This is a genomic window from Caballeronia calidae (assembly GCF_900044055.2).
GTDB lineage: Bacteria > Pseudomonadota > Gammaproteobacteria > Burkholderiales > Burkholderiaceae > Caballeronia > Caballeronia calidae.
Map to the genome: position 1 here is coordinate 1 of NZ_FCOX02000047.1, position 13,322 is coordinate 13,322.

13 protein-coding genes are annotated in these 13,322 nt (G+C 65.2%); 9 read left to right on the forward strand and 4 right to left on the reverse strand.

Going from position 1 to position 13,322, the window contains the following annotated elements; translation table 11 throughout:
- Window positions 1–174 (forward strand): citrate/2-methylcitrate synthase (locus tag AWB78_RS44015; protein WP_332460123.1); only part of this gene is annotated, 174 nt, incomplete at its 5' end.
- Window positions 175–277: 103 nt separating this feature from the next.
- Here AWB78_RS44015 and AWB78_RS30570 read toward each other — a convergent pair.
- The 3 genes from AWB78_RS30570 to AWB78_RS30580 form a co-directional block, all read right to left on the reverse strand.
- Window positions 278–598, reverse strand: coding sequence for a type II toxin-antitoxin system PemK/MazF family toxin (locus tag AWB78_RS30570; RefSeq protein ID WP_062610367.1), 321 nt, complete (start codon window positions 596–598; stop codon window positions 278–280).
- Window positions 592–840, reverse strand: coding sequence for an AbrB/MazE/SpoVT family DNA-binding domain-containing protein (locus tag AWB78_RS30575; protein ID WP_062610406.1), 249 nt, complete (start codon window positions 838–840; stop codon window positions 592–594). Before AWB78_RS30575 ends, AWB78_RS30570 begins: the two co-directional genes overlap by 7 nt.
- A 153-nt stretch (window positions 841–993) precedes the next feature.
- Window positions 994–1,944, reverse strand: a complete 951-nt coding sequence (locus AWB78_RS30580) for a LysR family transcriptional regulator (protein WP_062610368.1) — start codon at window positions 1,942–1,944, stop codon at window positions 994–996.
- A 181-nt stretch (window positions 1,945–2,125) separates the two neighbouring features.
- Here AWB78_RS30580 and AWB78_RS30585 point away from each other — a divergent pair, with 181 nt between their 5' ends.
- Genes AWB78_RS30585 through AWB78_RS30610 form a run of 6 tightly spaced genes read left to right on the forward strand, consistent with a single transcriptional unit; the run spans window position 2,126 to window position 10,261 of the window.
- Complete coding sequence (locus AWB78_RS30585; RefSeq protein ID WP_062610407.1) at window positions 2,126–4,171, forward strand: hydantoinase/oxoprolinase family protein; 2,046 nt, start codon at window positions 2,126–2,128, stop codon at window positions 4,169–4,171.
- A gap of 4 nt (window positions 4,172–4,175) precedes the next feature.
- Window positions 4,176–5,924, forward strand: a complete 1,749-nt coding sequence (locus AWB78_RS30590) for a hydantoinase B/oxoprolinase family protein (RefSeq protein ID WP_062610369.1) — start codon at window positions 4,176–4,178, stop codon at window positions 5,922–5,924.
- A complete protein-coding gene (locus AWB78_RS30595; RefSeq protein ID WP_062610370.1) occupies window positions 5,921–7,090 on the forward strand; it encodes a CaiB/BaiF CoA transferase family protein in 1,170 nt (389 codons plus the stop codon). Before AWB78_RS30590 ends, AWB78_RS30595 begins: the two co-directional genes overlap by 4 nt.
- Window positions 7,087–7,899, forward strand: coding sequence for an enoyl-CoA hydratase-related protein (locus tag AWB78_RS30600; RefSeq protein WP_062610371.1), 813 nt, complete (start codon window positions 7,087–7,089; stop codon window positions 7,897–7,899). Before AWB78_RS30595 ends, AWB78_RS30600 begins: the two co-directional genes overlap by 4 nt.
- Window positions 7,900–7,950: 51 nt before the next feature.
- A complete protein-coding gene (locus AWB78_RS30605) occupies window positions 7,951–9,312 on the forward strand; it encodes an MFS transporter (RefSeq protein WP_062610372.1) in 1,362 nt (453 codons plus the stop codon).
- Between the two features lie 13 nt (window positions 9,313–9,325).
- Window positions 9,326–10,261 (forward strand): hydroxymethylglutaryl-CoA lyase, encoded by a 936-nt coding sequence (locus AWB78_RS30610; protein WP_062610373.1) that lies wholly within the window; start codon window positions 9,326–9,328, stop codon window positions 10,259–10,261.
- A 10-nt stretch (window positions 10,262–10,271) separates the two neighbouring features.
- On the opposite strand, the gene AWB78_RS30615 is transcribed toward AWB78_RS30610, so the two are convergent.
- On the reverse strand, window positions 10,272–11,015 hold the full coding sequence (locus AWB78_RS30615) for an alpha/beta fold hydrolase (protein WP_062610374.1): 744 nt from the start codon (window positions 11,013–11,015) through the stop codon (window positions 10,272–10,274).
- Between the two features lie 220 nt (window positions 11,016–11,235).
- On the opposite strand from AWB78_RS30615, the gene leuC reads away from it, so the two are divergent.
- Together leuC and leuD are read left to right on the forward strand one after the other, a co-directional pair.
- Entirely contained in the window at window positions 11,236–12,645 is a 1,410-nt protein-coding gene (leuC, locus tag AWB78_RS30620) for a 3-isopropylmalate dehydratase large subunit (protein WP_062610375.1), read from the forward strand.
- 19 nt (window positions 12,646–12,664) lie between these two features.
- Window positions 12,665–13,315: a 3-isopropylmalate dehydratase small subunit gene (gene leuD, locus AWB78_RS30625; protein ID WP_062610376.1), complete on the forward strand. Its 651-nt coding sequence runs from the start codon at window positions 12,665–12,667 to the stop codon at window positions 13,313–13,315.
- Window positions 13,316–13,322: the final 7 nt, after the last annotated feature.

Sequence of the window (13,322 nt, forward strand, 5' to 3'; positions counted from 1 at the left end):
GCGCTGGGCATCCCGACGTCGATGTTCACGTGCATCTTCGCGATGGCGCGTACGGTCGGCTGGATCGCGCAGTGGAATGAGATGATTGCGGATCCCGAGCAGAAGATCGGTCGTCCGCGTCAGTTGTTCATCGGTCAGGCGCCGCGTGAAGTGAAGCCGCTGGCGAAGCGGTAAGCTGATCGGAGTAAGTTGATCGGGAAGCCCCGGCGAGTGATCGCCGGGGCTTTTTGTTTAAGAGGTTTCGCTGTGGCGGAAGATCATGCACATAGCGCTGCATTCAAACTGCAAACAGTTCTTGCAGCGTGTGCAACGCATCTGCGAGTGTCTTCTCGGCTACGGCGCCTTCCTTTTTCAAGAGTCGTATCTTGTCCACGGTGCGCATCTGATCCAAGAGGATCAAGCCCTCCTTTCGCCTGAACGACACGGGAATACGAAAGGGCGCCGAGGTGCCTTTCGAAGTCATTGGCGCCACGATGACAGTGCGTAAGTGATCGTGCAATTCTGGCGGCGAAACGACCACGCATGGTCGGGTCTTCTGAATCTCACTGCCACGAGTCGGATCGAGCGCCACGAGCCAGATGTCACCGCGAGCTACCATTCGAGCTCCGTATCATCGTCGTTGCCGAACTCGCCCATGACCAGCGTGTCATCAGAAGCTGCGGCGATAGATTTGCTGGCTTCTGCCCAACCTTCGCGTGCGTGGGTTCGAGGTCGACGCAGTACGATCGCGTCATCTTCGACATTCATCTCCACCTCGTTCTCCAGCCCCAATTGCGCCAGAAACGGCTTGGGAATCAGGACACCCTGTGAGTTGCCCATCTTTCGGATGGTGGTTTTCATGTGATCGATCATGGCTGTTCTTGTATTTACAATGTTATTACTGCGTGCGGCGAGTCGTCAATCCACAATACGACCTCGCTCATACGGAGAACAGTCGACCAAACGGGTTAGGCCATCTTGCGGGCTCCATAAGGTGAGCTTCACCCGTGCGATTCAGTCCGAGCGCATCGAATCCCCATCCCGCTTCCCCACACACAACTCGATAAACCGCTGCACCGGCTGCGTCAGCGTCGCGCCCTTGCGCGTCGCGATGCCATAAGGCGCGCCACGCCGCTCCACGCGAATCGGCAGCACCGCCACCAGCCCGTGCTCCTCGAAATACTGCGCCACCTTCAGCGGCATCAGCCCGACCGTTCCCGCTCCGGATCGCAGCAGCGACAAGGTCGCGAACGTCGATGACGTCTCGATCGCGTAACGCGGAAACGGCACGTCCGCGTCGTCGAACAGTTGCTCGAGCAGCGAGCGCATCGGCAGCGTGGCTTGCGGCACGATCCACGGATTCTCGCCAAGATCCGCAAGCGATACGTGCTCCTCGCGCGCGAGCGGATCGCCGCCATCGACGACGAAGCACACTTCCTCCACCTCGAGTGGAATGAAGTCGTAAGCCTCCGGATGCACGCTGATGCTCGGCCGCCCGATCACGAGATCGAGCAGGCGCTGATCGAGCATCGACAGGAGCCGCGCGCTGTTGTCCTCCCACACTTCGACGGAAATATCCGGCTGCACTTCGCGCAGCGATTTGAGGATAGGCGTGAGCCACACGGGCATCGAGCCCATCACCGCGCCGATCGCGAGCGTGCCGCCGCCGCCGCGCATGATCGCGGCGAGCTCGTCGCGCAATGCGCCGATCTCCGAGCGCACCGCGCGCGCATGACGGATCACGCAGCGTCCGAGTTCGTTCGGCACGATGCCGCGCGGCGAGCGCGCGAACAGCTCCGTGCCGAACATCGCCTCGATTTCACGCAGGGATTTGGTCGTCGCGGGCTGCGACAGCGATACCTGTTGCGCCGCGCGGCGCAGCGAGCCGTGATCGTCTAGCGCGATCAGCAGCGCGACGTGATTGCCGCGAAGTCGCCTCAGGATCGCATCGATACTGGTTATCACCGATATAACTCCAGCTTCTCACCTGATCGGAAGGTTTCATTATCTGGCCGCGCCGCGCCTCTTTACACTGGCTTCGTCGATGTTCATCGCGCTCGAGCCGGCGCGGCTCGATCATAGCCGGAACGCACGCGCGAACGGGCACGCGCCGGAAAAGAAACGCATCCACATGGAGAGAGGCAAATTGAAAAGAATCGGTATCGATGTCGGCGGCACCTTCACCGATGTCGTGATGGTGGATGACCAGACGGGGAAGATCTGGTCGACCAAAGTGCCGACGACGCCGAAGGACCGCGTCGTCGGAACGATCGAAGGTTTCCGCAAGATTCTGGCGCTGTCGGGCACGCGCAGCGAAGACGTGTCCTTCCTCGGACACGGCACGACGATGGCGACCAACATGGTCGTCGAAGGCACGGGCGCGAAGACGGCGCTCATCACGACGCGCGGTTTCCGCGACGTGCTCGAACTGCGCCGCGTATCGCGGCATGATCGGGCCGATCTGTACGACCTGCTGTTCGACAACCCGCGTCCGCTCGTCGAGCGCCGCTGGCGGCTCGAAGTGAGCGAGCGGCTGCGCTATGACGGGCGCGTCGAGACGCCGCTCGATCAGGCCGGCCTCGAAGCGCTCGCCGATGAGATCCGCGATTCGGATATCGAAGCGATCGCGGTGTGCTTCCTGCATGCACACGTGAATCCGCAACACGAGCGCGAAGCCGTCGAGACGCTGCGGCGCCTGCTGCCCGACCGCTTCATCTGTGCATCGCACGAAGTCAATCCGGAAGCGATGGAGTACGAGCGCGCGAGCTCGACCGTCATCAACGCGATGCTCGGCCCCGTGTGCGGGCGCTACATCGGGCGGCTCATCAACGCGCTCGCGCAACTCGGCTTCGCGGGCAAGTTTCTGTTCATGCAATCGAATGGCGGCCTCGCGAGTCCGGCGATGGTCGCGGACAAGCCCATCGTGCTGCTCGAATCCGGTCCGGCGGGCGGCGTGTCCGCGGCGATCCGCAACTGCGAGAAGAGCGAGCTCAAGAACGCGATTCTCGGCGACATGGGCGGCACGACCTTCGATGTCTCGCTGATCCGCGATTTCCGTCCCGAGCTGCGCAACAAGAGTCTCCTACATACGTACACCGTGCGCTCGCCGAGCATCGATATCGATTCGGTCGGCGCGGGCGGCGGCTCCATCGTCTGGATCGATGCGGGCGGCGGCGTGCGCATCGGACCGGAAAGCGCGGGCGCCGATCCCGGCCCCGCATGCTACGGACGCGGCGGCACGCGTCCGACCGTGACGGACTGCAATCTCGTGCTCGGCTATATCGATCCCGACAGCTTCCTCGGCGGCGAATTCAAGCTCGATGCGAAGGCCGCCTGGCGCGTCGTCGAGGACGTGATCGCGAAGCCGCTGGGCGTCTCCGTGCCGGAAGCCGCGCAGGTCGTGCGCTCGGTCGCGAACGCGCTGATGGCGCAGGCCATCCGCATCATGACCGTCGAGCGCGGCTACGATCCGCGCGAGTTCTCGTACATCTGCTATGGCGGCGCAGGCCCCGTGCATGCGGTCGATCTGGCGCACGAGATGGGTATCCGGCGCGTCGTGATTCCGCCGCTGCCCGGCCTCTTCAGCGCGTTCGGCATGACGGTCGCGGATCAGCAATACGACTATCAGCGGCCGCTCGAAAGCGATCTCGCCATGATCGACGATGCCACGCTGCATCAGGCGCTCGACGAGCTCACGGCGCAAGGCATGGAAGAGCTGGCGCGTCATGGCGTCGATCGCGACGGCGTGAAAGTCGTGCGTCTCGCGGACTGCCGCTACGCCGGCCAGCCCGACGTGATCACCGTCGAAGTGCAGGACGAGGCGCAAGGCATCCGTGCCGCGCTCGCGCAGGCGTTCGAGCGCGCGCATCAGCGGCAATGGAACTTCGTCAGCAAGGACAAGCCGGTCGTCGTCGCCAACGTGCGTCTGCAACTCGTGACGAGCACGGGCTGGCGCGGCGGCGTCGCAGGCAGCGATGGCGGCATCGTGCCGAAGCCGGTCCGCACGCGCGACGTGTATTTCGACGGCGGCGTGCGCACGCTGCCCGTGTTCGCGCGCACCGAGATTCCGGTCGGCGCGACGATCGAAGGGCCGGCCGTGATCGAAGAGCACAGCAGTTGCGCGGTGCTGAAGGCGTCGCATGTCGCGCGCGTCGATCCTGACCTCAACCTCGTCATCGAACTGGCAGCCTGAATTCATGGACATCGTTACATACGAAATCATTCGCAGCAGTCTCTTCGCGGTCGCGCGTGAAATGAAGATCGCGATGATGCGCACGGCGGGCAGCCCGCTGATGCACGCGAGCGGCGACTCGTCGGCCGCGATCTTCGACGCCGACATGCAGCTCATCGCGCAAGGCAACGACATCCCGACGATGCTCGGCTCCGCCGTCATCTCGACGCGCGTCTCGGTCGAAGCGGTGGGCCGCGAGAACCTGCGCCCCGGCGACGTCATCATCAGCAACGACGCGTATGTCGGCGGCGGCAATCATCAACCCGACGTGCAGTTCACGCGTCCGGTCTTCGCGGACGGCAAGATCGTCGCGTTCGTGATGACGCGCGGGCACTGGACCGATATCGGCGGGCAATCGCCGGGCAGCTACACGGTCACGACGTGGGACGTGTTCGCGGAAGGCATCCGCATTCCGCCGGTCTTTCTGTATCGCAACGACGAGCCGGTGCAGGACATGCTCAACCTGCTCACGAAGAACAGCCGCAACGCGCATGAACTGCGGCTCGACATTCAGGCGCAATACGCGGGCACGTTCGTCGGCGACAGGCGTATCGGCGAACTCGTCGCGAAGTACGGCGCCGATGCGCTCGCCGAAGTGATGAGCCAGAGCCTCGATCATTCGGAGAAGCTGATTCGCGCGGAAATCGCGCGCATTCCGGACGGCGTGTACGAAGCCGAGGAGTATCTCGATCCGATCGAAGCGCCGGGCTGGAAGCAGGAGCGGCCGCTGCTGAAAGTGAAGATCACGAAGGCGGGCGACCACATCACGTTCGATTACACCGGCACGGGCGCGCAGGTGCGCGGCGGCATCAACTGTCCGCTGTCCGTGACATGCAATAGCACGTGGTTCACGGTGAAGGCGCTGACCGATCCCGGCATTCCGATCAACCAGGGCTGTTATCGGCCGGTGACGATCATCGCGCCCGAAGGCAGCGTGCTGAACTGCCGCTATCCGGCATCGGTCGTGTCGGGCAATACGGAGACATCGCCGCGCGTCATCGACCTGCTGCTGAAGGCGCTCGCGCCGGCGGTGCCCGAGCGCATCACGGGGCAGAGCAACTGCGCGTCGTGCGCGGGCATCTTCAGCGGACGCGACACGGACGCGGCGCGCATCGCGCGCACGGGCCAGGAGTTCGTCACGATGCACGATGTCCACGCGGGCGGCATGGGCGCGCGTGCGCAAAACGACGGCGTGAGCGGCGTGCGCGTGTATGTCGGCAATGCGGGCAGCCAGTCGATCGAGATGATCGAGACGACTTCGCCGCTCGTCGTCGAGGAATGGTCGCTCGTGACGGACAGCGGCGGCGCGGGAAGGCGGCGCGGCGGGCTCACGTCGCGGCGCGTGTATCGCGTCGAGTATGACGAAGCGACCTTCACGGTGTCCGGCGAGCGCGGCCGCTCCGCGCCCGAGGGCCATTTCGGCGGATTGCCCGGCACGCGCTTCCATTGCATCGTGCAACGCGCGGACGGCAGCGAGCACCGCGTCGCGGCGAAGGGCGGACAGACGGTCGTGTATCGCGGCGATCGCGTGATGGTGCAGCCCGCGGGCAGCGGCGGCTATGGCGATCCGCGCGAACGCGAGCACGATCGTGTCGCGGCCGATATCGCCGATGGCTATATCAGCGCCGATGCCGCCGCGCGGCTCTACGGCGAACACGGGAACGCCGGCGCGCGGGAAAGCGCGGACGCATCGCTCGCGGTGGCGGCCGAATGAGCGTGCATGCGGACATGACGAAGCCCTTGCCGCTCGCGGGCGTGTGCGTCGTCGAGATCGGCCACAGTCTCGCCGCGCCCTACGCGGGCATGATTCTCGGCTCGCTGGGCGCGGAGGTCATCAAGATCGAAAGCGCGGAGGGCGGCGATTACGCACGCGACTGGGGCCCGCCTTTCGTCGATGGCGCCGCCGCGCTCTTTCACGCGGTGAACCACGGCAAGTCGAGCATCGCGATGTCGCTGTCGAATCCCGACGAAGCGCAGGCGCTGCGCGAGTTGATCGAACGCCGCGCCGATGTCGTCCTGCAGAACCTGAAGGCGGGCGGCACCGAGAAGTACGGCCTCGGCGGCGAAGCGATGCTGCGCATGAAGCCCTCGCTCGTCTACTGCAATCTCGGTGCGTTCGGCACGGCCGGGCCGCTGCGCGACAAGCCCGGTTACGACCCGCTCGTGCAGGCGCTGTCCGGCCTGATGAGCTTTCTCGGTCAGCCGGGCGAGCCGCTGTCGCGCATTCCCGTCTCGGTGAACGATATGGGCACGGGGCTGTGGGCCGCTATCGGCGTGCTCGCCGCGCTGTTCCGGCGGCAGGCGAGCGGCGCGGGCGAGATCGTGTCGGTATCGCTCTACGAGACAGCGATCAGCTGGGCGGGCATCCAGATCGCCGACTATCTGGCGTCGGGCGTGCTGCCGGGACGCTGGGGCTCGGGCACGGCGGCGATCGTGCCGCATCAGGCGTTCGAATGCGCGGACGGCACCATCATGGTCGCGGCGGGCAACGACCGCCTGTTCCGGCGTCTGTGCGGCGTCCTCGCGGTGCCCGCGCTCGCGGACGATGCGCGCTTCGTCACCAACGGCGCGCGCGTCTCCAACCGCGTCGAGCTGATCGACCTGCTGCACGTCGAGTTTCGCAAGGAGGGCACGGCGCACTGGCTCGCGGCGCTCGATGCGGCCGGTATTCCGTGCGGGCCGATCCAGACGATCGATCAGGTCGTCGCGCACGAGCAGACGAAAGCGCTCGACCTGCTGCGCACGACCGACGACGGCGCCGCGACCGTCGTGGGCGTGCCGATCTCGTTCGGCGGCGCGCGGCCCGCGCATACCGGCGTCACGCCGAAGCTCGGCGAACACAACCATCTGCTGGCGAAAGCGCCACTGGAGACACCTTGAAGATTGCATCGCAACTGGGCAGCGCGCTCGACACGCTGACCCTCGAAGAAATCGATCAACAGATTCTCGTCGTCACGCTGAATCGCCCGGAAGTGTCGAACGCGATCAGCACGACGATGGGCCACGAGCTGATCCGCGTATTCGGCGCGCTCGAAGCGGACCCGGCGCAGTATCGCTGCGTGATCCTCACGGGCGCGGGCGAGCGCGCATTCTGCGGCGGCGCGGATCTGAAGCAGCGCGAAGGCATGACCGACGAGCAGTTCGGCGTGCAGCACTATCTGTTCGAGCGCATGAACCGCGCGCTCACGTATTGCCCGGTGCCGGTCATCTGCGCGGCGAACGGCTCGGCGGTCGCGGGCGGACTCGAACTGCTGCTCGCGTGCGACTTCGCGTATGCCGCGAAGAACGCGGTGTTCGGCTTCACCGAAGTGAAGCGCGGCATCATGCCGGGCGGCGGCGGCACGCAGCAGTTGCCGCGCACCATCGGCGCGCGGCGCGCGAAAGAGCTGATCTTCCGCGGCGCGCGTTTTTCCGCCGATGAAGCGCTCGCGTGGGGCGTGGTCAATCGCCTGTGCGAGCCGGGCCGCGTGCTCGCCGATGCCATCGACGCCGCGCGCGACATCTGCACGAGCGCGCCGCTCTCGGTCGCGCAGGCGAAGAAGGCCATCGACCTCGGCATGCAGGGCGATCTGCGCACCGGCCTTTATCTGGAGATCGAAGCGTATAACCGCCTGATTCCGACGGAAGACCGTCTCGAAGGAATCAGCGCCTACAACGAAAAGCGCTCGCCTCGATTCAAAGGCCGCTAGCCAGCCACGCGACGGCCGACACAACACCCGGAAACACCGGAGGAGACAGACATGAACCCCGATATCGGCAGTTTCGACAGACCGCAGGCGGAAGCGACCTACGGCAAGATCACCCGCAGGCTGATCCCGTTTTTGTTCCTGTGCTACGTGTTCGCGTTTCTCGATCGCATCAACATCGGCATTGCGCAGCTCGACATGAAGCACGATGTCGGCTTCAGCGATCTCACCTATAGCGTCGGCGCGGGCATCTTCTTTCTCGGCTACGTGCTGATGGAAGTGCCGAGCAACCTGCTGCTCGCGCGCATCGGCGTGAAGCGCACGTTCTCGCGCATCATGATCCTGTGGGGGCTGATCGCATCGGCGACGGCCTTCGTCACGCTGCCTTCGCATCTCTATACCGTGCGCTTTTTCCTCGGGCTCGCCGAAGCGGGGCTGTATCCCGGCGTGATTTTCTATCTGACGCGCTGGTATCCGGTCGAGCGGCGCGCGAAGGTCATCGCGATCTTCACGTGCGCGACGGGCATCGCGGGTCTCTTCGGCGGGCCGCTGTCGGGCGCGCTGATGACCTACTTCAACGGCTGGTTCGGCCTGCACGGCTGGCAGTGGATGTTCATCGTGCAAGGCCTGCCCGCGAGCGTGCTCGGCGTGGTCGCGTTCTTCTTCCTCGATGATTCGCCGCAGAAGGCGAAATGGCTCACCGAAAGCGAGAAGGCGCTCGTGGCGGACGACATCCGCAAGAGCTCGAGCGTGTCGGCGAAGCATGCCGAGCATACGTTCGGACGCGCGCTCGCCGACTATCGCGTCTATGTGATGGGCTTCGTGTGGTTCACGCAGATCGCGGGCGTGTTCGCGATCGGCTTCTGGCTGCCGACGCTCATCAAGAGCGCGGGCGTGTCGAGCGCGTTGCAGATCGGCTGCTATTCCGCGATTCCGTACTTCGTGAGCTGGATCGCGCTCATCACGCTGAACCGCCATTCGGATCGCACGATGGAGCGCCGCTGGCACTGCGCGATCGCGATGCTGTTCGGCGCGGCCGGGCTCGTCGCCGCGGCGTTCACGGGCGGCAATCTCGCGCTGTCGCTGGTCGCGCTGTCGGTGGCGACCGCAGGCATCCTCGCGCCCAATCCGCTCATCTGGGCGATCTCGACGGACTACATCCGCGGCAGCGGCGCGGCGGGCGGCGTCGCGATGATCAACTGCCTGGGCCTGCTCGGCGGCTTCGTGAGCCCGATGATCATCGGCTCGATCAAGACGATGACGAACAGCATGGCGGGCGGCCTCGGCGCGATCGCGCTCCTGATGGTGATCGGCGCCATCGCGGCCGTGGTGCTCGCGCCGTCGACCTCGGCCGCGCCTTCGGACGATGGCCACAAGGAAGAAAGCGGCGAAGCAGTTGCAGATGCAACCATTTGACTGGACACGAACGATGACTGATGCAGCAGTGCAGATTCGCGAAGTCGGCTTGCGGGACGGCTTGCAGATGGTGCGCACGATCCTCGCGAGCGAACAGAAGCTCGCATGGTGCGCGCGGATGGTCGATGCGGGCGTGCGCGATATCGAAGTGACGTCCTTCGTGCCGCCGACGATCGTGCCGCAGTTCGCGGACGCGGTCGAGGTCGCGGCGGGCGCGCTCGCCATCGACGGCCTTCATGCGGCGGCGCTCGTGCCGAACCTGAAAGGCGCGCAACGCGCGTTCGAAGTCGGTTTGCGGAAGGTGCACTATGTGCTTTCCGCGAGCAACGAGCACAACATGAAGAACGTGCGGCGCAGCACGGCGGAATCGGTGGAGGACTTCGCGCGCATCGTCGCGGCGCGCGATGACACCGCCGGAGGCGTCGTGCTCGGCGCGGGCGTGGCGACGGCGTTCGGCTGCACGATCGCGGGCGAGGTGGACGAGCGCATCGTGCTCGGGCTCGTCGAGACGCTCATCGAGGCGGGCGCGGGGGAAATCACCATCGCCGATACGGTCGGCTATGCGAATCCCGCGCAGGTCTACGCGCTGCTGCGTCAGGTCATGTCGCTGGCCGGCGATGTGCCGGTAGCCTGCCATTTCCACGATACGCGCGGCCTCGGCCTCGCCAACGTGATGGCCGCGCTCGATGCGGGCGTCCGCGCGTTCGATGCGTCGCTCGGCGGTCTCGGCGGCTGCCCGTTCGCGCCGAACGCGACGGGCAACATCAACACCGAGGACACCGTGTTCATGCTCGAAGCGCAGGGCATGAACACGGGCATCGACATCGGCGAGCTGCTGGCGATCCGCGAGAGCGTGTCGGCATGGCTGCCGGGCGAGCCGTTCACGGGCGCCATTGCCCGCGCGGGTCTGCCGAAGACGTTCGCGCGGGCGGAGGCCGTGGCGGCTTGACGCGCGTTCGCTAGGACCGGACAGCCAGCCGTTCCAGCAGATCGACGAGCAGATCCGGCGCGAGCACCATCGCGTCGTGTCCGGTGTCGATCGACTCCCAGCCCCAACCGGGCAGCGCCTTGACGCGCTCGCGCACCGGCGCGAGCGTGTCGTACGACGGATTCGCGCAATGCACGTAGGTGCAGGGCAGGCCGTTGCCCAATGGATGCTTCAGCGCGAGCGGCGTCGTGTAGGTCGCGAGCGGATGCGGCGTCAGGCGGCGGCGCACCCATCCCGCGAGCGGATGATCCTCCGGTATGCCCGTGCCCACGAGTCCGTTCACGGGCATCGCGAGCGTCTGGCCGCTCGCTCTCACCGCCTTCATGCGATCCTCGACGACGCTTTGCGGCAGCACGTCGAATCCCGCCTGTCCGTTGTCGACGAGCAGGCTGTCGAGAAACACGAGCGAGCGGATCGGCTGTGGCATACGGTCCGCGACGCCCGACGCGACCAGCCCGCCGAAGCTGTGTCCCACGACGACGACGTCCGTCAACTCTTCCGCTTCGATCAGATTCCCGATGTCCTCGATGCACACATCGAGCGACGTCGCCGCTTCGAGCAAATGCCGGCGCTCGCCGAGCCCGGTCAGCGTCGGCGCGAACACGCGATGACCGCGCGCCACGAGCCTGTCGACGACGAAGCGCCAGCACCAGCCGCCATGCCATGCGCCGTGGATGAGCAAAAACGTGCTGCGCGCGGTGTCTTCTTGTGCCATCTGCGATTCTCCGGTTGTCTCGCCGCCGCCGATCGTATCAGCGAACGACGCGCGCAGTCATCCGGGTAGTGTTTATCCGGGTACTGTTGCCACCACGCAAGCCACTGTTTTTATTGGATTTTTTCGTAGACTGGTACTACCCGGGCGCCCCTTGACGGTGGCATAATCGACCCACAAGTGGTCAAACCCATCCCCGCAGTCACACACGAAAGCGCTCACCATGGCACAGACTCTCTACGACAAACTGTGGAATACGCACGTCGTCCACACGGAAGAGGACGGCACCTCGATCCTCTACATCGACCGTCACCTGCTGCATGAAGTGACGAGCCCGCAGGCCTTCGAAGGGCTGAAGCTCGCCGAGCGTCCGGTGTGGCGCATCAGCGCGAATCTGGCCGTGTCGGACCACAACGTCCCGACGACCGACCGCTCGCACGGCATCGCCGATCCCGTCTCCAAGCTGCAGGTCGATACGCTCGACGCCAACTGCGATAGCTTCGGCATCACGCAGTTCAAGATGAACGACCTGCGCCAGGGCATCGTGCACATCATCGGGCCGGAGCAGGGCGCGACGCTGCCCGGCATGACGATCGTCTGCGGCGACTCGCACACGTCCACGCACGGCGCGTTCGGCGCGCTCGCGCACGGCATCGGCACGTCTGAAGTGGAGCACGTGCTCGCCACGCAGACGCTCCTGCAGAAGAAGAGCAAGAACATGCTCGTGAAGGTCGAAGGCGCGTTGCCGCGCGGCTGCACGGCGAAGGACATCGTGCTCGCGATCATCGGCAAGATCGGCACGGCGGGCGGCACGGGCTACGCGATCGAATTCGGCGGCTCGACCATTCGCGCGCTGACGATGGAAGGCCGCATGACCGTCTGCAACATGGCGATCGAAGCGGGCGCGCGCGCCGGCATGGTCGCGGTGGACGACACGACCATCAACTATCTGAAGGATCGTCCGTACTCGCCGCAGGGCGTCGAGTGGAATCAGGCGGTCGAGTACTGGCGCCAGTTCAGGTCGGATGACGGCGCGCAGTTCGATCGCGTCGTCGAGATCAACGCCGCCGAGATCGTGCCGCAAGTGACGTGGGGCACGTCGCCGGAAATGGTCACGTCGATCGACGGCCGCGTGCCCGATCCCGAGAAGGAAAAGGACCCCGTCAAGCGCGATGCGATGGAACGCGCGCTGACCTACATGGCGCTGCAACCGAACACGCCGATCGAATCGATCCAGCCGGACAAGATTTTCATCGGCTCGTGCACGAATGCGCGTATCGAAGATTTGCGCGCGGCCGCGTATGTCGTGAAGTCACTGGGCAAGCGCGTTGCGTCGAACATTCGTCTCGCGATGGTCGTGCCGGGCTCGGGCCTCGTGAAGGCGCAGGCCGAGCGCGAAGGCCTCGACAAGATTTTCACGGACGCCGGTTTCGAATGGCGCGAGCCGGGCTGCTCGATGTGCCTCGCGATGAACGCCGACCGCCTGGAGCCGGGCGAGCGCTGCGCCTCGACCTCGAACCGCAACTTCGAAGGCCGTCAGGGCGCGGGCGGACGCACGCATCTCGTGAGCCCCGCGATGGCCGCCGCCGCCGCGATCGAAGGCCACTTCGTCGACGTGCGCAAGCTCGCTTAACTGGAAAGGTCCGAACGTCATGGAAAAATTCATTGTGCATAGCGGCCTCGTCGCGCCGCTGGATCGCGAGAACGTCGACACGGACGCGATCATTCCGAAGCAGTTTTTGAAGTCGATCAAGCGCACGGGTTTCGGTCCGAATGCGTTCGACGAATGGCGTTATCTCGATGTCGGCCAGCCCGGCCAGGACAACAGCAAGCGTCCGCTGAATCCGGACTTCGTGCTGAATCAGCCGCGCTATCAGGGCGCGTCGATCCTGCTGACGCGCAAGAACTTCGGCTGCGGCAGCTCGCGCGAGCACGCGCCGTGGGCGCTGGATCAGTACGGCTTTCGCGCGATCATCGCGCCGAGCTTCGCGGACATCTTCTACAACAACTGCTTCAAGAACGGTTTGCTGCCGGTCGCGCTGACGGAGCAACAGGTCGACAAGCTGTTCAACGAGACGTACGCGTTCGTCGGTTTCCAGTTGACCATCGATCTCGAAGCGCAAGTCGTGCGCACGGGTGACGGCACCGAATACGCGTTCGAAGTGCCGGGTTTCCGCAAGTACTGTCTGCTGAACGGTTTCGACGACATCGGCCTCACGCTGCGTCACGCCGACAAGATCAAACAGTTCGAAGCCGAGCGCCTCGCGAAGCAGCCGTGGTTGAATAACCGGCTCGTCGGATAAACACGCA